Raw genomic sequence first — 21,741 nt, forward strand, 5'->3', positions numbered from 1 at the left:
CATTCTGTGTCATCGGTCAGTTCCTTCTGTCTGTGAGTTGCGACTCACCTGTAGGCTATCGCACAGCATCTGTCGGTGACCTTGTCACCGACCCAAGACAAAACGGAAAAATTGTGCTAAGCGGCCTGCGCCAAACCGGCGATGGCGTCGCGGTCCAGCAGCGTGACGCGCCCCCGCGATTGGGCAATCCAGCCCCGGCGCTGAAATTCGGCCAACTGCCGAGAGATCACTTCCCGTGCGGTTCCCAGTTCCACCGCAAGCTCCTGATGGGTCGTCTGCACATCCTCGGCATCACCGGCAAGCACCTGCAATCGCTGGGCCAACCGGATGTCGAGACGTTGGAACGCGATCTCCTCGATCACATGAAACAGGTCGGTGATGCGCTGCGAATAGGCGGCGAAGACAAAATTGCGGAACGGCACCGACCGAGAGATCAGGTCGTCGAAGACCATTCGCGGAATGCCAACCGCGCGCACGTTTGAATCGGCATGGCCTTCGGCGGAATAGGTGTCGTGGGCCAGCATGCACGCCGTCGTCAGCACGCAGCTTTCGCCGGCGTTCACGCGGTACACGCAGCTTTCGCCGGCGTTCACGCGGTAAAGGACGATCTCGCGCCCCTGATCCGATGTCTGATGCACACGCACCGTCCCTTCAAGCAGCAGCAGAAGGTTTTCAGGCGACTGTCCGGGACCGAAGACGCGGGTGCCCTTCGGCACCTCGACAATCGCGCTTTTGCTGACCAGCGTGTCGCGCACGTCAGGCGACAGGGCAGCCAGGCCGGGAAATCGCGCGATCCAGTTTTCGGGCATGGGGCTCTCTGATGTGCGGTTGCTATCACATCTAGGGACGGCGCGCCCCGAAATCCATTGCTATCGCGTGGTGTCGCCGCCGACTTGTCCTGTTGTTGCGATCCGCTACCCTACCGGTCTGCGCAGGAGGCTTCATGACCGTCAACACCACCCCGATTTCGGCCGGTCGTGCCCTGGATGCGCTGCGGGCCGGTCACGCGGCACAGCGGGCGGGCACGTTGACCGCATCCTGGATGCTGCATGGCCGCCCCGGCATCGGCAAGACCGAGATCGTGAGCCAATTTGCGCGAGAGACCGGCAGTCGCCTGTGCGACCTGCGGCTGACGACCATCGAACCACAGGACCTGCGCGGCCTGCCCTTCTACGATCACGACACCCAGCGCACCGTCTGGTATCCGCCGCAAGACCTGCCCGACGATCCCGCGGTGCCGACGATCCTGTTCCTCGACGAACTCACCGCGGCCGCACCGAGCCTGCAACCGACGGTCTATGGCCTGTTGCAGGAACGGCGGGTCGGTCTGCACGTCCTGCCCGCAAACACCTTCATCGTCGCGGCGGGCAACAGCGTCGATGACGGGGCCATAGCCTACGAGATGGGCACGGCCCTGTCGGACCGCCTGATCCACCTGTCCGTCGTCGCCGAAGCCGGCGACTGGATCACGCGATATGCCGTGCCGCATGGCCTGCACCCGGCCGTGACGGCCTTCATCCGGACTCGGCCCGATCTGCTGGACACGACCGAAGCCGCGCTGCAAGGCGGTCGCACGATCGCCTGCACACCGCGCAGTTGGGCGCGGGTCAGCGCGATCATGGGCGCGATCAAGGATCGTTCGCTGCGCGACACGCTGATCGCCGGCACGATCGGCGATGCCCCCGCGGCCGAATTCATCCTGTTGGAGCGGGACATCGCAGCGACCGTGCAGGTCGCCGACATGATCGCCGCCCGCCCCGTGGACCGCGCGGCGCTTTACCCGGCCAACCTGCACGGGCTGACCGCACTCGTCTATGCCCTCGTCACGCTGGCGGAACGGAATACGCTGCCCGACACCATCGCGATCATGGCTGACATCCGCAGGCTGGCGACCCTGCGTGACGACAGCTTTGCGCGGCTTCCGCTGGCAGAGCTTGCGACCTACGGCATGGAGCTGCTGATCGACCGGGCCTTGGCGCAGGGCTGGCAAGAGGCGTTTCGCGGCTCGCCCGCCTATGACGCCTACCTGCGCGACCGGACGACGTGACTCAGCACCACAGCAGCCGCGCGCGGGCCGCCCTGACCACGTTGGCAGAGGAGGACCCGGCGCTTGGCGCGCTGGCGCTATGGTGCGAACACCGGGACGGGGACGCGACGCGCACCCGCGGCACGACAATCACCTATGGGCCGGATTTCGCGGCTCTGCCGCGTCACGAACAGGTCGGCCTTGCCGCCCATCACATCTTGCATGTGGCCCTGCGCCACCCAGCTCGTCTGGCCGATCTGCAGGGCCGCTACGGCATGGCCTGCGACGCCGACATCTTCAACCTCGCCGCCGACGCATTGGTGAACACGGTGCTGGAGGGTGCGGATCATGCCCTGCCGCGTCCTGCCGTCACCCTTGCCAGCCTGAAGGCCGAAGGGTTGCCCCTCGCGACCGACCTTGCGGACTGGGATGTCGAACGGCTGTATTTCGCGCTGATGCCGCGCGACGGCTCCGGCAGCGACCGGGACGACACCGACTGCGTCAGGGCTTACGCCAGACGACAGGGCTTCAAGGCCGACCTCGACCCGGAGGACGCGGCAGATGGTGACGCCGCCGCCGAGGCCGCCCGGTGGCGTCAGCACCTGTCGCGCGCGGCCGACGCCGGCCGTGCGGCCGGACGCGGCATCGGTGCCGCGCTGCATCGCCTGACCGATCTGCCGGACCCGCAAACACCGTGGAACGTGATCCTGCGCCGCCTGCTCTCGCGTGCCGTGATGCAGGAAAGGCAACCTGCCACGATCCGACCCGCGCGTCGCTGGATCGCGACGGTTGCCGAGGCGCAGCGTCGTGGCACGCCGCAACCTGCCTTTCAGCCCGGCCATGCAGCGCAGACCCAGGTGCCACGTGTCGTCGTGGCCATCGACGCCTCCGGCAGCATCGACGACGCTCGCCTTGCCCTGTTCTGGGCCGAAGTCACGGGCATCGCCCGCCGCCTGACCATCGAGCTTCATCTGGTCGTCTTCGACGACGCGATCAGACATACCGCCCGCATCGCGCCACAGGACACGCGCCTGTCCCTGCCCGACATGCCCCGTGGCGGCGGCACCGCCTTTGCGCCGGTGATCCTGCATGCCCGGTCCCTGATGGCCAGCGCCCTCGTCATCCTGACGGACCTTGACGGCGACCCTGGCCCGGCCCCGCCGCTGCCCGTCGTCTGGGCGGTGCCGGACGGTCACGCAACGATCGCCCCCTTCGGGCAGCTGATCGACCTGTCGCGCTAGTCCTGCGCCAAGGCCGCGGCCAGACGCGCGTGTGCCGACACGGCGCGCGCGTCCAGCATGATGTCGCGCAGAAAGATGTTCTGCGATTGATTGATCCGGTGCAGCACCCCTTCCGACAGGGGCGGCTGGAACAACTGGTCGCGCAACACCTGTCGCTCCGTCGCCGTCAGGGCCAGCACCTGCGGTCCGTCCTCGGATTGGACGGACACATAGGTCAGCGGCGGCAGGCCGCGCAGATCGGACTGTTCGATGACAAGGTGCAGCATACCGCTGCGCAGACCGCGCCCGGCACCGATCCGGGTCAGCGCGGCCCGCCCCTGCACCCGCAGCAGATCAAGCCCCCGCTCCGCCGCGGCGGGGTCGATCAGCGACGACCGCTTGCTGGCCTTTACCCGCAGCACCCGCATCTCGATATACCAGATGATGAACAGCATCAGCAGCGGGGCCTGCGCCAAGGGCAACGCCGCACCGTTCCACACCAGCCCGACCACCACCAGCGGCAACAGTGCCAGCATGTAGCGGACGGTCTGAAGCTCGATCAGCAGACGAAGACGCTGGCCCATACCGACGGCGCGGGGCCGCGGCGTGACCCGGTTGAAGAAGCGACGCGGCAGTTGCCTGACCTGCAGGATCGCCGGATTGCGCAGGGTCGCGTGGGTCAGGATCAGCATTGGTGGGGGCCGCGACCCATGATGCTGCGGCTCACTGCTGCGGCGTGGCACTTTGGCCCTGTCGGCCGTTTGGACATGGCGCCCCTTTCCTGCATCACCGGCACCCGCAACCTAGATTGCCGCGACCGATTGACCAAGCGTCGGCGTGCACGGATTAGGGAACCCCGGCGGGCTTCGCAGGTTTTGTGCAGAGCAAAGAGGATTTTCGATGAGGACGCGAGACCGGCAGTACTGGGGAGCCTTGCCAAAGGCGGACGGCATCTGGTCCGTCGCGATCTGGGCCCCCGCCGCCAAGGCAGGGTTTGTCAATGTGGACGGCAAGGCGCATCTCCTGACGAAAGCCGACGACGGCACCTTTCGCGGCCTGATCGACGCAGTCCCCGGCGCGCCCTATCACTTCGTGATCGATGATCAGCGCCTGCCGGACCCCGCCGCCCGCCTTCAATCCGGCGACGTGCACGACGATTCCCGCCTCGCGACCTTGACCGCAGACCGGACGGGGCGCGACTGGCGCGGACGCGATTGGCGCGACAGCGTCATCAGCGAGATCCACATCGGCACGTTCACCGCCGAAGGCACATTTGCCGCTGCCGCGCGCCGTCTGTCCGATCTGGCCTCCCTTGGCATCAATACGGTCGAGGTCATGCCCATAGCCCAGTTTGCCGGACATCGCGGCTGGGGCTATGACGGCGTGCTGCCCTATGCCGTTCAACCGGACTACGGCACGCCGGATGACTTCGCGGAATTTGTGAGGACCGCCCACTCTCTGGGCGTCTCGGTCATCCTCGATGTGGTCTACAACCATTTCGGTCCAGAGGGAGCCTATCTGGGTAGCATCTGCCCCGCCTTTTTCGATGCAGACCGCACCACACCGTGGGGGCCCGCGATCGACTTCACCCGGGCCCCTGTGCGAGAGTTCTTCATCCAGAATGCGATCATGTGGGTCAGGGACTACGGTGTCGATGGCCTGCGCCTGGATGCGGTGCATCAACTGCAGGACCCCTCCACACCCGAGTTTCTTGCGGAACTGGCGACGCGCCTTCGCGCGCTCGATCTGCCCCGTCCGGTCCACCTGATCACCGAAGATGAACGCAACCTGTCCGTTCACCGCGACGTGGGCCTTATCGACGCGACCTGGAACGACGACTACCACCACAGCCTGCATTGCCTGCTGACCGGCGAGTCCGAAGGGTATTATGCCCCCTTCGCCGTCGATCCCATCGCCGACCTTGCCAAGGCGCTGACCGAAGGCCACGTCGCGCAGGGCCAAGCGCGGCCAGACGATGCGCACGACGGTTCGCCCCGCGGTGCGCCAAGCGCCCATCTGCCGCCCGACGCCTTCGTCAACGCCAATCAGACCCACGACCAGATCGGCAACCGGGCCTTGGGCGACCGCCTGATCGCACTGACGTCACCGCAGCCGATGCGGGTTGCCCATGCCATGCTGCTGACTTCGCCGTTCGTGCCGATGCTGTTCCAGGGCGAGGAGATCGGGGCCCGCACGCCGTTTCCCTTTTTCTGCGACTTTCAGGGAGATCTCGCCGATATCGTTCGCAAGGGCCGCCTGGCGGAGTTCTCGGCTTTTCAGGGCTTCGGGGGTGACTTCCCCGATCCGCTGGAGGTTGAAACCTTTTCCCGCGCCCGACCCTACGACTCACCGCCCGACGATGCCGATGAGTGGCTGACACTGACGGCCCGTCTGCTGGCCTGGCGACGCGACCGGGTATTGCCCTTGCTGCAGAGCGGCCAGACCGGCTCCAGCGCGACGGTCATCGGGCCAAGGGCGTTGGCGGTGACGTGGTCTTTTGGTGCGGGCGATCTGCACAGCGTCATACAACTGGGGCAAGCCATCGACAAGGATCACTGGCCCGGTGGCGGCGACAGCCTAGCTATAGGCGCATCCCAGGACGATTTCGCCTTTTGCACATGGACCAGTCCCACATGATTCCCCTGACCGCCACCTACCGCCTGCAACTACGCGATGGCCTCGATTTCGCGGCGGCCGGAGCGTTCCTGCCGCATCTGGCCGACAACGGCATCAGCCATCTTTACCTGTCGCCGATCTTTTGCGCGCAACCGGGATCGACCCACGGCTACGACGTGATCGACCCCAACGCGATCGAACCCGACCTTGGCGGCGAGGCGGGGTTCGCGGCGCTGGCGCAGGCGGCAAAGGCTGCGGGTATCGGCATCATCATCGACATCGTGCCGAACCACACGGCCTTCACGCTGGACAATCCCTGGCTGCGGGACGTGCTGCGCCACGGCACCGACAGCGCCTTCGCCCCGCACTTCGACATCGACTGGTCGGAACGCCTGCTGCTGCCCTTTCTGACCGACAACTTCGAGGCGCTTGTGGACGCGGGGGCAGTCAGCGTCGACCGCGCCGCGGACGGTCCGGTCCTGCGGGTGGGCGACCTTGCCGTGCCGCTGAACCCCGCAACAGCCGCCGACACCGACGATCTTGCCGCCCTGCACGCAGCACAGGCATGGCGGCTGACGCCCTGGGCGCGCGAACGCGACAGCATTACGCATCGCCGCTTCTTCAACGTCACGGGCCTGATCGGCATGCGGGTCGAGGATCAGGCGGTTTTCGACGACATGCACCGCAGGGTGTTCGAACTGGTCGATGCGGGGCTGGTCCAGGGCCTGCGGCTGGATCACATCGACGGACTGGCCGATCCCGACGCCTATCTGGCACGGCTGAAGGCGCGTGTCGGCGATACGCCGGTCTGGGTCGAGAAGATCCTGACCGGCGACGAGGCGCTGCCTGACTGGGACATCGCCGGCACGACAGGCTACGAGGCGGCCCGCCAGATCGCGCGGTTGCTGACGGACGGCAGCGGCCATGCCCACCTGCTGGCGGCCTGGCTGGATCAGACCGAACGCGAGGGGACGTTTCACGCCACCTTGATCGCGGCCAAACACGAGGTCCTGCGGCAGGACCTTGCCGCCGAGTTGCAGCAGATGATCGGCCTTGCCGATGCCGCCGCACGCGCCGCCGATGACGAACAGGGGCAGGAAGCGTTGCGTGAAGCGGTCATCGCCCTGCTGATCGCCTTTCCGCGCTATCGCACCTATCTGACCGGATGCAGCAACCGACCCGAGGATCTGGCCCTCATGCAATCCGTGGCTGACACGGCCGCGCTCGACCTGCGCAACGACCACGTCGTGCGCCTGCTGACCGACTGCATCGTCTCACCCCAGACGCCAGAGGCGCAGCGGCTTCAGATCCGCTATCAGCAGGTCACGGGCGCGCTGCTGGCGAAGTCGCACGAGGATACCGCCGGTTTCCGCTGGAACGCCTATATCGCCGCGAACGAGGTCGGGGCCGACCCGGACGTCGTGACGATCACGGATGAGGGCATGAACGCCTGGCTGGCCGACCGCCAGCCCACGGCGCTGACGCTGACCTCGTCCCACGACACCAAGCGGTCAGAGGATGCGCGGATGCGCCTTGTCGCATGCAGTCATCTGCCGGACGACCTGCTGCACCTGATCGCGGACAGCGCCCTGCTGGATGGCGCGGATGCCGTGCAGCCCAACACGCGCTGGTATCTGGTGCAAAGCGCGCTGGCGATCTGGGACACATGCGCGCATGTCGATGTTCGGCTGAAGGATCACATGACGAAGGCCCTGCGCGAGGCCAAGCGCGTGACAAACTGGACCTATCCGGATACCGAGGCCGAGGCCCGCGTGCTGGACCTGATCCCGCATCTGACCGCCCGTTGGCGCGACACGGCCCCGGCCGCCTTGGACCGCATCGTCGCCCTTGGCGAACGGCTGTCCCTGATCCAGACCGCCCTGAAGATCACCATGACCGGCACGCCCGACATCTACAGGGGCTGCCTTGGCCCGCACTTCGCGCTGACCGACCCGGACAACCGCCGCCCGGTCGATCTTGCGACTTTGCGCAGACTGACTGAAGCGGAGGGTTTTGCTGGGGCCAAGGCGCGGCTGTCGCGGCACCTGCTGGGCCTGCGCCATGCGGACCCTGCCTTCTTTGCAGAGGCCGAATGCCGCGTCGAGCGGGACGCTGACGGCGCGGTCGTGCTGCACCGCACCACCGGTCGACGCAGCCTGACGATCCGTTGCGATCCGACGTCGCATGATCCCGTCCACGTCACGGACAATGACGAACCCGCCGCTTTGCCGGGCGCGGTCGCTTGATCCGGTGGCATCGCGGGTCCTTTCTGCAATGCAGCGGAACAGGTCATGCCGACCGGCGTTGAAACGGGAATGCGGTGGGTCACCCTCCGCAGGAATGGCGCAGACCCGCGCTCCCACAGGATGAACATGACATGAAAGACCAATCGCCCGTCGATGTGACCTTCGACCTGTCGCTAGCACGACCGGACAAGATGGGGGCCGACGTCCGCGACGGCGGCACCAACTTCGCGCTTTTCTCGAACGCCGCCGAAAAGGTGGAGCTTTGCCTCTTCGACGAGGCGGGCCAGACCGAAACGGCACGCATATCTCTTCCCTGCATGGAAGGCGGGGTCTGGCACGGCTTCGTTCCCGGCGTGTCGGCGGGCCAACGCTATGGCTACCGCGTCCACGGCCCCTACGACCCCGAGAACGGTCACCGGTTCAACCCCAACAAGCTGCTGCTGGACCCCTATGCCCGCGCGCTGATGGGCAAGATCACCTGGGACGACGCCCTGTTCGGCTATCAGGTGGGCGAGGACGACCTGACCTTCGACGACCGCGACAGCGCCGCATTCATGCCCAAGGGCGTCGTAGTCGACGACAACTACCAGTGGGACCGGGCCGATGCCCTGCGCACCCGCTGGGACGAGACGGTGATCTACGAGGCGCACGTCAAGGGCCTGACGATGCAGCACCCCGGTGTCGTGCAGGCGGACCGCGGCACCTTTGCCGCCCTGTCCGCCGACCCGGTGCTGGACCATTTGACCAAGCTCGGCGTCACCGCGATCGAACTGCTGCCAATCCACGCCTTCAGCAACGACCGCTATCTGGTGGACAAGGGCCTGTCGAACTATTGGGGATACAACACGCTGTCCTTCTTCGCGCCGCATCAGGGCTATCTGCAGGGCTGGGATATTCAGGAGGTCAAGCAGGCCATCGACCGCTTTCATGCGGCCGGGATCGAGGTGATCCTCGACGTGGTCTACAACCACACCTGCGAAGGCAACGAAATGGGGCCGACGCTGTCATTCCGCGGCATCGACAACGCAACTTATTACATGACGGGTGACGACAAACGCCACGTCTATGACACCACCGGCACCGGCAACACGCTGAACGTCAACCACCCCATGGTCCTGCGGATGGTCATGGATTCCCTGCGCTACTGGGTCGAGGTCATGCATGTCGACGGCTTCCGCTTCGACCTCGCCTCGACCCTTGCGCGCGATGCGGACGGTTTCGATCGCAGCGGCAACTTCTTTGCCACGATCCGGCAGGATCCGGTGCTGTCCGCGGTCAAGCTGATCGCGGAACCCTGGGACATCGGCCACGGCGGCTATCAGGTGGGCGGCTTCGTCTGGCCGTTCCGCGAATGGAACGACAAGTCGCGCGACGACATCCGCGCCTTCTGGCGGCGCGATGACAGCATGACCGGCCCGCTGTCCGAACGGCTGTCAGGTTCCCCGGTGCAGTTCGACCATGACAACCGGCCTGCGACATCCTCGGTCAACTTCGTGGCGGCCCACGACGGCTTCACCCTCTGGGACACGACCGCCTACAACGACAAGCACAACGACGCCAACGGCGAGGACGGCCGCGACGGGCACGACAACAACCTGTCCGACAACCTCGGAACCGAAGGTCCGACCGACGATCCCGCGATCCTCGAGGCACGCAGGCGGCGGGTCAAGGCGATGATGGCCACTGTGGTGCTGAGCCAGGGCGTGCCGATGATCCTGGCAGGCGACGAATTCGGCCAGACGCAGGGCGGCAACAACAACGCCTATTGTCAGGACAACGAGACCGCGTGGCTCGACTGGGACAATGCGGATGACGGGTTGATCCGGTCGGCGGCTGCGGCCATCGCCCTGCGCCGCGACATCGACGGCTTCGTCGACAGCGCGTTTCACGACGCGGGCACGGGCGACGGCAAGGCGGTGCGCTGGCATCACCCCGAAGGCCGCGAGATGACCGAGGACGACTGGCACGACGGCGGCCTGCGCTGCCTTGCGCGCCGCACGATCACCACAGGCGGACCGGACGTGCTGATGATCTTCAACGCCGGCGACCCTGCCGCCTTCACCTTGCCGGACGGCCAGTGGACACGACGCCTCGATACCAGCAGCGACGAGCCCGCCGCAGAGATGACGTGCGAAGACACGCTCGAGATCGACTGGCAGTCGGTGGTGGTCCTGACCAAAGAGGCCGACCTGTCCTGAACCGTCGCGCCGCCCGGTTCGCGAGATACCGGGCGGCAGCGCGTCACAACCGCCAGATGGCCCCATGCCAACCCTTCGGGTCGCGCGGCGGCCGAAGGCGGTCCGCGCTGACCAGCACATTGCCCGTCGGAGCGTCATCGGCGCGTCCCGACCCATGACAGAAGATTCCGCGATACCGCGCGCCCGCGGTCGTGGCGATGGTCAGATCAAGCCGGTCATCATTGGCATGACAGGCCTCGACCGACGCCGTATGCCAGCCCAGGTTGCTGCGCATCTCGAGAATCTGGCGATAGAACGGGACAAGCTGTGCCTGGGCGCGTTGCAGATCCGCTCGATCCCAGGACATCGGCAGCCAAGGTGTGCCTTTGGTAAAGGCATAGTTGTCCGCCACGGCGTCCCATGGCACGGGTACACGCGCGCCTTCGCGCCCCGGCCCGTCGGGCCAATACAGCAGATCGAAAGGGTCGGTCACGTCCCGAAACGCCAGATCGGGCTGCGGCAAACCGTACTCCTCGCCCTGATAGATGATCCACGGCCCCGGCAGGACCGCCATCTGCAAGGCCAGAACCGCATCTGACGCATCGCCCCTTCCATGGCGCGGCTGATCATGGCTCGACAGCCAGCCGACGATGCGTTGCAGGCTACCGGCACGGCCGATCATGTCCGCCACGGTCGCCGGATTGCCTCGGTTCGCGGGCAGATCGGTCGTGTAGACGGCGTCGAGGCGCCCCGGTTCGGTAAAGGCCATCGCCAGTTCGATGGAATGGTTGCCAGAAGTGTTTTCTCCGAAAAGATAGGCGTCGTCCCCCGCCCAGGCCCGCAGCTTTTCGGCATAGGACGCGCCGTCGCCGGGCAGCATGTCATAGACATGGTCCTGATAGGTGTAGGGGTTGAAGACCTCGCCCGCGACCTTGCGATGGACCTCTGGCGTGGCGGGAGGGTTGTCCAGCATCACCGTATCCCAGAGAAATGCGGTCACGACGTCAAAGCGGAAGCCGTCCACCCCGCGATCCTGCCAATGCTTCATCTGCGCGGCGATGGCCGTCTGCACCCCCGCGCAGCGCAGGTTCAGCGCGGGTTGCTGCGGCAGGAACTGCGTATAGTAATACTGCCTCCGCTTGTGATTCCAGTGCCAGGCCGGCAGCCCGAATTGCGACAGCCAGTTTGTCGGCGGCGTGCCGTCGGGCTTTGGGTCGCACCACAGATAGCGTTCCGCCATGGCTTCATCGCCGTCAATGGAGGCAAGGAACCAGGGGCTTTGATCGCTGGTGTGGTTCAACACCTGATCGAGGTAGACCTGCAAGCCAAGGTCATGCGCCCGCGCCACCAGTGCGTCGAAATCAGCCATCGTGCCGTAAAGCGGATCAATGGCGGTGTGATCGATGATGTCGTAACCACCATCGACCATGGGCGAGACATAGATCGGCGACAGCCAGATCGCGTCAACCCCCAGCCCGGCGATGTGGTCGAGCCTGCGAGTGACGCCCTCCAGGTCGCCGACGCCGTTGCCGGTCGTATCCTGAAAGGACCGGGGATAAATCTGGTAGATCGCCGGCGCGGCGTTACGCGCCAACGATCATGCCTCCGTTCGGGTGCAGGGTCTGGCCGGTGAAATAGCTGCCGTCAGAGGACGCCAGGAACAGGAACGCGGTCGCCACCTCCCACGGTTGACCTGCGCGACCCATCGGTGCGCCCGACCCGAAATCCTTCACCTCCTCCGCTGGCATGGAGGCCGGAATGAACGGCGTCCAGATCGGTCCCGGTGCCACCGCGTTCACGCGAATGCCCTTGTCCACTAGGTTCGACGCCATCGACCGGCTGAAGGCCAGCGTGGCGCCGCGCGTCGTGGAATAGGCGATCAGGCTGTCGTTGCCCTTGAAGGCATTGACGGACGTCGTGTTCACGATGCACGCCCCTTCCTTCAGATGCGGCAAGGCCGCCTGCGTGCAGAAGAAGCACGCCATGACGTTGCTGTCCATCGTGCGCCGCAGGCGTTCTTCCGACAGTTCGGTAAGGTCCTCGTCCACCCATTGCATCGCCGCATTGTTGATGAGGATGTCGAGCTGACCGAATGCGGCGACCGTCCGTTCCACCGTATCCGTGGCATGCGCCTTTACGCCAAGATCGCCGGCAATCAGCAGCGCTTCCGATCCCTCTGCCTCGACCAGACGCTGCGTTTCCTGCGCATCCTCGTCCTCATCGAAATAGGCGATGGCGACCTTTGCTCCTTCGCGGGCGAACAGCACGGCCACGGCACGGCCGATGCCGCTGTCGCCGCCGGTGATCAAGGCAACCTTGCCCTTCAGCTTGCCGACGCCAGCGTGGCGCGGCATGTAATCGGGGGCAGGGTCCATGCGGAACTCGTCGCCGGGCATGTCGTCTTGCGTCTGGGCGGGAATATGCGGTGCGTCGGTCATCTGGGGCATCCTTGGTATCTCGAGCCGTTGCGCCACAACCAATCCACGACACAGAGGTTCCCATCCGTGACACTTCGCCCTGTGCGTGGAACCCGACGACCCCGGCCTCTGTTGACCGCCGACAACAATAAACTGGAGCAAGACGTGGATCTTGGAATAAAAGGCAAACGCGCGCTGGTCACCGGCGGGTCTGGCGGCATCGGCATAGAGACAATCAAGCGATTTATCGAGGCGGGCGTGGAGGTCACTGCGACCGACCTCAAGGAAGAAGACCTTGCCCCCGTGCGCGACGCATTCGGCATCATCTGCATCGCCGGTGATCTGTCCAGCAAGGCAGGGGTCGACGCCTTCATCGGGCAGGCGGGGACCGATTTCGACATCTGGGTCCACGCCGCCGGCGTGACGGGCGCCAAGGGCGATCCCCTGACCATGACCGAAGAGGACTGGGACGATGCCCTGAACATCGACTTTCTGTCCGGCGTCCGTCTGGCGCGGCACCTGTGTCCGACGATGATCGACCGGGGCTGGGGCCGCGTCGTCTTTGTCACGTCCGAAAACGTGGCCCAGCCCTACCCCGAGGAAACCGTCTACAACGCGGCAAAGTCCGCCTTGCTGAGCCATGCGAAAAGCATCGCCATGGCCCATTCGGGCAAGGGCCTGCTGGTCAACTGCATCGCGCCGGCCTTCATCGAGACTCCGATGACCGACGGCATGATGAAGAAGCGGTCGGAGGAGGAGAATTGCTCCCTCGACGAGGCCGTGGAGAGTTTTCTCGACGAGGAACGCCCCTATCTCGTGCTGAAGCGGCGCGGCAAGGTCGAAGAGGTCGCCCCGGTGATCGCGTTCCTGTGCAGCGAACTGTCGTCCTTCGTGACCGGTGCCAACTGGCGCGTCGATGGCGGGGCCGTGGGGTCGATCAACGTCTGATGGACCGCGCCGCACTGGAAAGACACATCAAGGCGACGCCGGTGGAAGGGTCGCCCGCAGACATGCGGGCGGCCTTTCTGCGACTGGCTCATCCGTCTGGTGTCCCGGATCTGCCGGAAGTGACTGCTGTCGGCGGGTGTCCGGGTCGCTGGTTCGGTCAGGGCGGCCGCCCGATTTTGTGGCTGCACGGTGGCGGCTATGTCTTCGGCGGGTCCGCCAGTCACGCGGCCCCGGCCCGCGCGCTGGCCGATCAGACCGGAAGGCCGGTCTTCGTGCCGGATTACCCGCTGGGTCCCGACCACCCTTGGCCCGCCCAGCGCGAGGCGGGTCAGGATGTGGTGCGGGCATTGGGGGTTTGCGATGTGGTAGGCGACAGTGCCGGCGGGCATCTGGCGCTGGTGCTTGCCCCCCGCATGGCAGGTCATGTGGGGCGGCTTGCCGTCCTGTCGCCGAACACCGACCGCACGGGGCTGAGCACAACGCGCCGCCGCAACTCCGGGTCCGACCTGATGAACGACGACGCTCAGGATCGCGTACTTGGCGATATGGCCCTGTCAGCCCTGCCTGACGACGATCCCGAGGCTTCGCCCCTGCTGGCCGACATGACCCGCATGCCGCCCCTGTTCATCTCGACCACGACGACGGAAGTATTGCTGGACGATGCCCTGCTGCTGGCGACACGCGCCGCACGGTCGGGGATTGCCGTGACGCTGGACGTGCAACCAGATCTGTTCCACATGTGGCATCTGTGGCCTGACGCGCTGCCAGAGGCACGACGGACGCTGGCCGCGGTGGCCGGCCATCTTGTGGCACCTGCGAGAAATTGTCCCACATGACCCAAATCCGTGCTGTCCTGCGCATGAAACCACCCGAAAGGGCTGGTCGTTCGCCACGGTGTCCGCGATAACCACGCCATGTCGCTGTTTCTGATCGTTGCCCTGCCCTTTCTTGGTGCGCTGCTGCCCGGCCTGATGATCAGGGCCGGACGTCAGGCGTGCTTTGTCGCCACCTTCACGGTCACAGCGTTGGCGCTGATCGGCCTGCTGACGCACCTGCCCGCCCTTTGGCGAGGCGAAGTCGCGTTGGCCCGGCTGGACTGGCTGCCGGGGCTCGGGTTGAACGTGAACCTGTTCCTTGATCCGCTGGGATTCATGTTCGCGGCCTTGATCCTCGGCATCGGACTGCTGATCATCATATACGCGCGCTGGTATCTGTCCCGCGACGACAACATGGGCGAATTCTTCAGCTACCTGCTGCTGTTTCAGGGTGCCATGGTCGGCATCGTGCTGTCCGACAACATCCTGATGCTGCTGGTGTTCTGGGAATTGACGTCGCTGTCGTCCTTCCTGCTGATCGGCTTCTGGAAACACCTGCCGGAAGGGCGCCAGGGTGCGCGCATGGCGCTGACCGTGACCGGTATGGGCGGGCTCGCGATGATCGGCGGCATGTTGATCCTCGGCCAGATCGCGGGCAGCTACGACCTGACCGTGATCCTCGAGAACCGCGACATCATTCAGGCTTCACCGCTTTACGTGCCGGCCCTTCTGCTGATCCTGATCGGCTGCTTCACCAAATCCGCCCAGTTCCCGTTCCACTTCTGGCTGCCCCACGCGATGAGCGCACCAACACCCGTGTCCGCCTACCTGCACTCTGCGACGATGGTAAAGGCCGGGCTGTTCCTGATGGCCCGCCTTTGGCCGGTGCTGTCCGGCACGGAGATCTGGATCACGCTGGTCTGCTCTGTCGGCCTGATTACCATGGTGCTTGGGGCCTTCATCGCCTTCTTCAAGCATGACCTGAAGGCGCTGCTGGCCTTTTCGACCGTCTCGCATCTTGGTCTGATCTGCTTTCTGCTGGGCACCGGCACCACCTTTGGCGCGATGGCTGCGGTGTTTCACATCCTGAACCACGCCAGCTTCAAGGCTGCGCTGTTCATGGTGGCAGGCATCGTCGATCATGGTGTCCACACCCGCGACATGCGCCGCCTGGGCGGCCTGCGCCACGTCATGCCGCTGACCTTTCTGCTGGCCACCCTTGCCGGGCTGTCGATGGCGGGGATTCCATTGCTGAACGGTTTCGTGTCCAAGGAAATGATGCTGGAAGAGGCCTTGCACACGACCCTGTTCGCCAGCCCCCTGCTCGTCGCGGTCGTCGCCTCGCTGGGCGCGCTGTTCTCGGCGGCCTATTCGTTCCGCTTCATCTCTCATACGTTCCTCGGGGCGGAGCGGCAGGATTATCCGGCGCATCCCCACGACCCCGAGCCGGGTCTGTGGCTGCCACCCGCGCTGCTGATGATCCCGGTCATCGGCCTTGGCGTGGCCCCGTTCCTGGCCGAACCCTTTGTGCGGCTTGTGACGCAGGCCGTCATCGGCGGTGTCGGTGAGATGCCCGAAGAGCATCTGGCCCTGTGGCATGGTTTCAAGCCCGCCCTGTTCCTGTCGATGATCGCCGTCGCCGGCGGGCTGATCTGGCTGGCCCTGTTCCGCCCCTTGTCCCGCCTGTGGGAGGCCACACCGCGGCCTGAGGCAAAGGACATATTCGACAGCCTCATCAAGGCGCTAGCCGCCTGCGCCCACCGCTTCAGTCAACGCCTGCACGATGGCAGCTTTACCCGTTACGCCGCGATCTTCGTGCTGACGGTCGTCGGGCTGGGCGCGCACGCCTGGTTCACCGGCACCGCCGCGGCCACGACGCGGACCATGCTGCCAATGTCGCCAGTGGCGGTAGGACTTTGGGTGATGCTTGTCGCGACAGCCGGGTCGCTCGTCATCTACCACCGCAACCGTCTGGTGGTCCTGATCCTCATGGGGATTATCGGCCTGATCGTCTCGGTCAGCTTCAACTACTTTTCGGCACCTGACCTCGCATTGACGCAGATCTCGGTCGAGGTGGTGACGATCATCCTGCTGCTATTGGCGCTGAATTTCCTGCCCAACCGCAGCCCTGGTGAATCGAGTGCCCTGCGCCGCAGCCGCGATGCGGCCATCGCAGCAGTCGGCGGCGTCGCGGTGACCGGGCTGATCTGGACTGTCCTGATGACGGACTTCCCGCTGGCTTCGATTTCGGACTACCACCTTGCCAACTCCTACAAGGGCGGCGGCGGCACGAACGTCGTGAACGTGATCCTCGTGGACTTCCGGGGCTTCGATACCTTCGGAGAAATCATCGTCCTGGGCATCGCCGCGCTGGTGATCTACGCCCTGACCGAAGCGCTTCTGAATGGCGCTGTCCGCGCCCGGTTGCTGAACCGCACGTTCGAGGAAGCGCGGGCCGGCGACGCCCACCCGATGATGATGGTCGTGCTGACCCGCGTGATGATGCCGATCATCCTGATGGTCGGCGTGTTCATCTTCCTGCGTGGCCACAACGAGCCCGGCGGCGGTTTCGTCGCCGGGCTGGTCGTGGCGATTGCCGTGGTCATGCAGTACATGGCGTCGGGATTTGCCTGGGCAGAAAAGCGTCAGCGCTATCCCTATCACGGCATCATCGGCGCAGGCGTGCTTGTCGCCGGTCTGACCGGTATCGGATCATGGTTTGCGGGTGTCCCGTTCCTGACATCGGCCTTCGGATACTTCCGCATTCCGCCGATGGCCGAATTCGAACTGGCCACCGCGATGGGCTTCGACCTTGGCGTGTTCCTGGCCGTTGTCGGCGCCGTGATGCTGTCGCTGGAAAGCTTCTCGCGGCTCGGACGCCGCGCCGGCACGGAAGACAGCGAATACGCGATGGACATCGACCCGTCACGCGACCGCACGGCGGGGGAGGACTGACCATGGAACTACTCGTCGCAACCGGGATCGGCGTGCTGACAGCCGCGGGAATCTACCTGGTGCTGCGCCAGCGCACCTTTCCGGTCATCATCGGCACATCGCTTCTCAGTTATGCCGTGAACGTCTTTCTCTTCGCTTCCGGTCGATTGGCGGTAAACGCGCCGCCGGTGCTGCGCGACGGCGTCACGGTCTATACCGACCCGCTGCCGCAGGCCCTGGTGCTGACGGCCATCGTGATCTCGTTCGGCATGACGGCTGTGGTCGTGATCATGGCGCTTGGATCGTATCTGAGCAATGAGGACGACCTTGTCGATGTTCCGGCACCGGATGCGACGATCCCCGAGGCCCCGCAGCCCTTGCGAGGGGAAGCTGCCCGATGACCCATTGGATCGTCGCCCCCATCATTCTGCCCGCCATGCTGGCCGCCATTCTGGTGCTGGTCGCACGGTTTCACATATCGCTGCAACGTGTGCTGTCGGTCGCCAGTTCGGTTGTCATGCTGGCCATCGCTGCGGGACTGTTCTGGCAGGCGCAGGACGGCACCATCAGCGTATATCAACTGGGGCACTGGCAGGCCCCCTTCGGTATCGTGCTGGTCGCGGACCGGTTGTCGACGCTGATGGTGCTGATCACGGCCGTTCTGGCCCCCTTGGTGCTGCTTTACGCGATCGGCTCGGACTGGGACGCGCGCGGTCAGCATTTCCATCCACTTTACCAGTTCCAGCTCATGGGGATCATGGGGGCCTTCCTGACGGGCGACGCCTTCAACCTTTTCGTCTTTTTCGAGGTGCTGCTGATCGCGTCTTACGGCTTGATGATCCATGCTGGCGGGGCTGCGCGGCTGCGGGCCGGCACGCAATACGTGCTCTACAACCTGCTCGGCTCGACGCTGTTCCTGTTCGCACTCGGCACCCTTTACGCGCAGACTGGCACGCTGAACATGGCCGATCTGGCACAGCGTGTGGCGACCCTTGACCCCGGCGACAATGCGGGCATCCGGGTTGCCGCCGTTCTGCTGCTGCTGGTCTTCGCGGTGAAGGCTGCACTTCTACCCTTGCACTTCTGGCTACCCGCCAGCTATGCTGAGGCCCCTGCCCCGGTTGCCGCCCTGTTCGCGATCATGACCAAGGTCGGTGCCTATTGCATCATTCGCGTCTATACCCTCGTCTTTCCGCCGGACCTCGCGCTGACGCAGGGATTGTTCGATACATGGCTGATGCCGGCCGCCCTGCTGACGCTGGCATTGGGGATGATCGGCGTATTGGGATCCAAGCGCATCGACCGGCTCGTCGCGTTTTCGGTCATCGGATCGATGGGCATGCTGCTGAGCGCGGTCGCCGTCTTTACCCCGGCCGGCATCGTCGCAGCGCTTTATTACGCCATCCACTCCACCTTTGCGACGGCGGCCCTGTTCCTGCTGGTCGACGTGCTGCGCACGAGACGCACCGAGGTCGGGGTCTGGCTGCGCGACGCGGTGCCTTTCTCTGGTGGACCGCTGGTTGCCGGCCTGTTCTTCGTCTCGGCCATCGCGATGACGGGCCTGCCGCCGCTCTCGGGCTTCGTCGGCAAGTTGCTGATCCTCGATGCAGCACGCGCATCGGGACTGGTCTGGTGGGTCTGGGGAACCGTTCTGGTCGGATCGCTGGTTGCGGTCGTCGGCTTCAGCCGCGCAGGAAGCCAAGTCTTCTGGCGGTCGCATCAGACCGCAAGCAACGCCGAACCCTTTCCCGAAAGCGAAAAGAGCGAGGCGAACGTCCCCGATTCTTCGCCGCCGCAGCCGGTCCTGCCGATGGTCGCAATCGGCAGCCTGATCGCGCTCCTCGTCGCGCTCACGGTGTTTGCCGGACCGACCACGCGCGTGCTGTCTGCCACGGCGTTGCAACTGTTCGACCCGGCACCCTATGTCGACGCGGTCTTGTCGATGCCGGGCAAGACGATCACGGACGATTACGCGGCAGAGGGGGATCATTGACATGCCATTGCGCCTGACCCGCCGGCTGCTGCCGCATCCCCTTCTCACGCTTTTGTTGATCGTCGTCTGGTGCCTTCTGTCGAACACCCTGACGCTGGGCACTATCGTCTTTGGTGCCATTCTGGGTCTGTTGATCCCGATTTTCACCGCCGCCTACTGGCCCGACCGGCCGCCGGTCGCCCGTCCTTTCGGCATGATCGGCTATTGCCTGATCGTGATGTGGGACATCATCAAGTCCAACCTGACCGTCGCCGTTCAGATCCTGTTCAAAAGCAATGCGGCCCTGCAACCTGCGTGGATCGTCATCCCCCTCGACCTGAAAAAACCCGAGGCGATCACCATTCTGGCCGGTTCGATCACGCTGACCCCCGGCACCCTCTCCGCCGACCTAAGCGATGACGGCACGGCCTTGTTGGTGCACGCCCTGCACGCGCCGGACCCCGACGCGGTACGCGACGACATCAAGAACCGCTACGAACGTCGTCTGAAGGAGATATTCCAATGACCGAGATCGCCCTTTTTGTGGCCATCGGTGCCGTCGGACTGGCCCAGATCCTTGCGATGGTGCGCCTCTTGCGCGGTCCGCACGTGGGGGACCGCATCATTGCGCTGGACACGATGGTCATCAATGCCATCGCATTGATCATTCTGGCGGGCCTCTATTTCGGCACGCAGGTCTATTTCGAAAGCGCGATGATCATCGCCATGCTCGGTTTCGTATCGACAGTTGCGCTGTGCCGCTTCGTGCTGCGGGGGGACATCATCGAATGACGGACACTGCCTTCATCGTCGATCTGATCGTCGCAGGCCTTTTGCTGGTCGGTGCCATCCTGACACTGGTGGGGTCTTTCGGGCTGTTGAAGCTGTCGGACCCGGTGTCGCGCCTGCACGCGCCGACCGTCGCATCGACCCTGGGTGTGGGGACGCTGCTGTTGGCATCGATGTTCGATGGTTTCGCCTCTGGCGCGCCGTCGCTGCACGAAATGCTGGTGATGGCGTTCCTGTTCGTGACGGCGCCGATTTCCGCGCACTTCATGGCTAAGGTACATCTCCACCGCTGCGGCGATCTGGGCGACGTGCCGGAGCCGCCGAACGACCGGGTATGGGCGACACGCACCGACCCCTGAGAGCAGGGTTGTGCCTGCGGGCAGGACAATTGCCAGCAGCACAAATAAATTTTACACCTGTAAACAAAAATTCAGAGACGCGTCTCTGAATTTGACGTATCGTCAAGTTTCAAGTTGGAAAACGACAGATTAGGCCAGCCCTTGAAACCGAAAATTCACACGATGGAAGAATTGGCCGCGGCGATCGGTGTCTCTCGGCCGACGCTGTCCCGCTACTTTCAGGATCCAAGCAAGGTCAGCCGAACCTCTATCGAACGGATCGTCGATGGCCTGGCCCGGGTCGATTACACGCCGAACTTCTTTGCGATGCGCATGAATCGCAAGACCACCGGCATGATCGGCGTCATCATCCCCTACTTGAACGACCTGTTCTTTACCCGCCTGCTGGAATCGATCGAAACAGCGGCCATGCGCGCAGGTTACACGGTGATCACGCAATGCTCGCATTCCGACCCGGTCATAGAACGGCGCGCGGTCGAAACCCTTTTGTCCATGAGTGTCGACGGTGCCATCGTCGCCCCCTTGGGCAACAACAGCGACATGGAGGTCTATGCGCGGCTGAACGCCCGCTTGCCCTTCGTGCTGATGGATTCGCGCCCGGTGCCGCTGAAAGATGTCGATTTCATCGGGTCGGATCACAGGCAAAGCACGGGCGCGATCACCTCATATCTTTGCCGGGTGGGCGATCCGCCGATCTTCCTTGCCATGCCGCGGGTCAACTTCAACGCGCTTGAACGCGAAGCTGCCTATATCGAGAAGATGACCGAACTGGGCCTGGAACCCCGCGTTATCGGAACCGAAGCCATCAACGACGCCTGGCATTTCGAGTCGCACGGTCTGGCCGTCATGGGAAGGGCTTTTGCGCGCGGTCAATACCTGACGGCGTCGATCCTGTGCGCCAATGATCGTGTCGCCATCGGAGCCCTGCGCGCTGCAGCGAAACACGGGTTGGAGCCGGGCACCCAGCGCCGCGGCGGCCTGCGAATCGCCGGACATGACGATTATCCACTTTGCCCCTTCACTACACCCAGCCTGACCACGGTCGCACAGGATGTGACGGCCATCGGGCAGGCTGCCATCGACAGGCTGCTGGAAAAGTTACGCGCTGAAAATGTGCCGGAAACACAAGTCATTCGGTTGATTGACGGGGTGCTTAAAATCCGTGAATCGGCCTGACGCGAGACGCAATGCTGCGTTGCAGCGCCGCGCAATGAAATTTTGT

18 protein-coding genes are annotated in these 21,741 nt (G+C 64.7%); 14 read left to right on the forward strand and 4 right to left on the reverse strand.

Going from position 1 to position 21,741, the window contains the following annotated elements; all coding sequences use genetic code 11:
• Window positions 1–116 precede the first annotated feature (116 nt).
• A complete protein-coding gene (locus ACOI1H_RS09370) occupies window positions 117–809 on the reverse strand; it encodes a Crp/Fnr family transcriptional regulator (RefSeq protein ID WP_422436910.1) in 693 nt (230 codons plus the stop codon).
• Between the two features lie 134 nt (window positions 810–943).
• Here ACOI1H_RS09370 and ACOI1H_RS09375 point away from each other — a divergent pair, with 134 nt between their 5' ends.
• Together ACOI1H_RS09375 and ACOI1H_RS09380 are read left to right on the forward strand one after the other, a co-directional pair.
• Entirely contained in the window at window positions 944–2,047 is a 1,104-nt protein-coding gene (locus ACOI1H_RS09375; protein ID WP_422436912.1) for an AAA family ATPase, read from the forward strand.
• Window positions 2,044–3,267: a DUF2201 family putative metallopeptidase gene (locus tag ACOI1H_RS09380; protein ID WP_422436913.1), complete on the forward strand. Its 1,224-nt coding sequence runs from the start codon at window positions 2,044–2,046 to the stop codon at window positions 3,265–3,267. The genes ACOI1H_RS09375 and ACOI1H_RS09380 overlap by 4 nt, the downstream gene beginning before the upstream one ends.
• Here the strand turns inward: ACOI1H_RS09380 and ACOI1H_RS09385 are convergent.
• Window positions 3,264–3,938: a hypothetical protein gene (locus ACOI1H_RS09385; protein ID WP_422436915.1), complete on the reverse strand. Its 675-nt coding sequence runs from the start codon at window positions 3,936–3,938 to the stop codon at window positions 3,264–3,266. The genes ACOI1H_RS09380 and ACOI1H_RS09385 overlap by 4 nt on opposite strands.
• Window positions 3,939–4,146: 208 nt before the next feature.
• Here ACOI1H_RS09385 and treZ point away from each other — a divergent pair, with 208 nt between their 5' ends.
• From treZ to glgX, 3 genes are all read left to right on the forward strand, one after another.
• Window positions 4,147–5,883 (forward strand): malto-oligosyltrehalose trehalohydrolase, encoded by a 1,737-nt coding sequence (gene treZ / locus ACOI1H_RS09390; RefSeq protein ID WP_422436917.1) that lies wholly within the window; start codon window positions 4,147–4,149, stop codon window positions 5,881–5,883.
• Window positions 5,880–8,108 carry a malto-oligosyltrehalose synthase gene (gene treY, locus ACOI1H_RS09395; RefSeq protein ID WP_422436918.1) on the forward strand — a complete coding sequence of 743 codons (2,229 nt, stop codon included), beginning with the start codon at window positions 5,880–5,882 and terminating at the stop codon, window positions 8,106–8,108. The genes treZ and treY overlap by 4 nt, the downstream gene beginning before the upstream one ends.
• Window positions 8,109–8,239: 131 nt before the next feature.
• Window positions 8,240–10,306: a glycogen debranching protein GlgX gene (glgX, locus tag ACOI1H_RS09400; protein WP_422436919.1), complete on the forward strand. Its 2,067-nt coding sequence runs from the start codon at window positions 8,240–8,242 to the stop codon at window positions 10,304–10,306.
• Between the two features lie 43 nt (window positions 10,307–10,349).
• Here glgX and ACOI1H_RS09405 read toward each other — a convergent pair whose 3' ends face one another.
• Window positions 10,350–11,879, reverse strand: a complete 1,530-nt coding sequence (locus ACOI1H_RS09405; protein ID WP_422436921.1) for an alpha-amylase family glycosyl hydrolase — start codon at window positions 11,877–11,879, stop codon at window positions 10,350–10,352.
• Window positions 11,869–12,723, reverse strand: coding sequence for a glucose 1-dehydrogenase (locus ACOI1H_RS09410; protein ID WP_422436923.1), 855 nt, complete (start codon window positions 12,721–12,723; stop codon window positions 11,869–11,871). Before ACOI1H_RS09410 ends, ACOI1H_RS09405 begins: the two co-directional genes overlap by 11 nt.
• A gap of 144 nt (window positions 12,724–12,867) precedes the next feature.
• On the opposite strand from ACOI1H_RS09410, the gene ACOI1H_RS09415 reads away from it, so the two are divergent.
• The 9 genes from ACOI1H_RS09415 to ACOI1H_RS09455 all read left to right on the forward strand — a co-directional run bounded on the left by ACOI1H_RS09415 (window position 12,868) and on the right by ACOI1H_RS09455 (window position 21,695).
• A complete protein-coding gene (locus ACOI1H_RS09415) occupies window positions 12,868–13,650 on the forward strand; it encodes an SDR family NAD(P)-dependent oxidoreductase (RefSeq protein WP_422436924.1) in 783 nt (260 codons plus the stop codon).
• Window positions 13,650–14,486: an alpha/beta hydrolase gene (locus tag ACOI1H_RS09420; RefSeq protein ID WP_422436925.1), complete on the forward strand. Its 837-nt coding sequence runs from the start codon at window positions 13,650–13,652 to the stop codon at window positions 14,484–14,486. Before ACOI1H_RS09415 ends, ACOI1H_RS09420 begins: the two co-directional genes overlap by 1 nt.
• Window positions 14,487–14,564: 78 nt before the next feature.
• Window positions 14,565–17,420 (forward strand): monovalent cation/H+ antiporter subunit A, encoded by a 2,856-nt coding sequence (locus tag ACOI1H_RS09425; RefSeq protein WP_422436926.1) that lies wholly within the window; start codon window positions 14,565–14,567, stop codon window positions 17,418–17,420.
• 2 nt (window positions 17,421–17,422) lie between these two features.
• Window positions 17,423–17,800: a Na+/H+ antiporter subunit C gene (locus ACOI1H_RS09430; RefSeq protein WP_422436927.1), complete on the forward strand. Its 378-nt coding sequence runs from the start codon at window positions 17,423–17,425 to the stop codon at window positions 17,798–17,800.
• A complete protein-coding gene (locus tag ACOI1H_RS09435) occupies window positions 17,797–19,392 on the forward strand; it encodes a monovalent cation/H+ antiporter subunit D (protein WP_422436928.1) in 1,596 nt (531 codons plus the stop codon). Before ACOI1H_RS09430 ends, ACOI1H_RS09435 begins: the two co-directional genes overlap by 4 nt.
• A 1-nt stretch (window position 19,393) precedes the next feature.
• Window positions 19,394–19,897 (forward strand): Na+/H+ antiporter subunit E, encoded by a 504-nt coding sequence (locus ACOI1H_RS09440; protein ID WP_422436930.1) that lies wholly within the window; start codon window positions 19,394–19,396, stop codon window positions 19,895–19,897.
• A complete protein-coding gene (locus ACOI1H_RS09445) occupies window positions 19,894–20,163 on the forward strand; it encodes a K+/H+ antiporter subunit F (RefSeq protein WP_422436931.1) in 270 nt (89 codons plus the stop codon). The genes ACOI1H_RS09440 and ACOI1H_RS09445 overlap by 4 nt, the downstream gene beginning before the upstream one ends.
• A complete protein-coding gene (locus ACOI1H_RS09450) occupies window positions 20,160–20,519 on the forward strand; it encodes a Na+/H+ antiporter subunit G (RefSeq protein WP_422436933.1) in 360 nt (119 codons plus the stop codon). Before ACOI1H_RS09445 ends, ACOI1H_RS09450 begins: the two co-directional genes overlap by 4 nt.
• A gap of 141 nt (window positions 20,520–20,660) precedes the next feature.
• Window positions 20,661–21,695: a LacI family DNA-binding transcriptional regulator gene (locus ACOI1H_RS09455; protein ID WP_422436934.1), complete on the forward strand. Its 1,035-nt coding sequence runs from the start codon at window positions 20,661–20,663 to the stop codon at window positions 21,693–21,695.
• The last annotated feature ends 46 nt before the right edge of the window (window positions 21,696–21,741 follow it).

The organism is Loktanella sp. DJP18 (genome assembly GCF_049310965.1).
Classification (GTDB): domain Bacteria; phylum Pseudomonadota; class Alphaproteobacteria; order Rhodobacterales; family Rhodobacteraceae; genus Loktanella.

Bases quoted from the DNA above. Each gene is read 5' to 3' on its own strand.
- ACOI1H_RS09445 (WP_422436931.1), top strand. From the start codon at position 19,894: ATGACCGAGATCGCCCTTTTTGTGGCCATCGGTGCCGTCGGACTGGCC.
- ACOI1H_RS09370 (WP_422436910.1), bottom strand. From the start codon at position 809: ATGCCCGAAAACTGGATCGCGCGATTTCCCGGCCTGGCTGCCCTGTCG.
- ACOI1H_RS09385 (WP_422436915.1), bottom strand. From the start codon at position 3,938: ATGCTGATCCTGACCCACGCGACCCTGCGCAATCCGGCGATCCTGCAG.
- ACOI1H_RS09435 (WP_422436928.1), top strand. From the start codon at position 17,797: ATGACCCATTGGATCGTCGCCCCCATCATTCTGCCCGCCATGCTGGCC.
- ACOI1H_RS09450 (WP_422436933.1), top strand. From the start codon at position 20,160: ATGACGGACACTGCCTTCATCGTCGATCTGATCGTCGCAGGCCTTTTG.
- ACOI1H_RS09440 (WP_422436930.1), top strand. From the start codon at position 19,394: ATGCCATTGCGCCTGACCCGCCGGCTGCTGCCGCATCCCCTTCTCACG.
- ACOI1H_RS09425 (WP_422436926.1), top strand. From the start codon at position 14,565: ATGTCGCTGTTTCTGATCGTTGCCCTGCCCTTTCTTGGTGCGCTGCTG.
- glgX (WP_422436919.1), top strand. From the start codon at position 8,240: ATGAAAGACCAATCGCCCGTCGATGTGACCTTCGACCTGTCGCTAGCA.
- treY (WP_422436918.1), top strand. From the start codon at position 5,880: ATGATTCCCCTGACCGCCACCTACCGCCTGCAACTACGCGATGGCCTC.
- treZ (WP_422436917.1), top strand. From the start codon at position 4,147: ATGAGGACGCGAGACCGGCAGTACTGGGGAGCCTTGCCAAAGGCGGAC.
- ACOI1H_RS09420 (WP_422436925.1), top strand. From the start codon at position 13,650: ATGGACCGCGCCGCACTGGAAAGACACATCAAGGCGACGCCGGTGGAA.
- ACOI1H_RS09375 (WP_422436912.1), top strand. From the start codon at position 944: ATGACCGTCAACACCACCCCGATTTCGGCCGGTCGTGCCCTGGATGCG.
- ACOI1H_RS09410 (WP_422436923.1), bottom strand. From the start codon at position 12,723: ATGACCGACGCACCGCATATTCCCGCCCAGACGCAAGACGACATGCCC.
- ACOI1H_RS09430 (WP_422436927.1), top strand. From the start codon at position 17,423: ATGGAACTACTCGTCGCAACCGGGATCGGCGTGCTGACAGCCGCGGGA.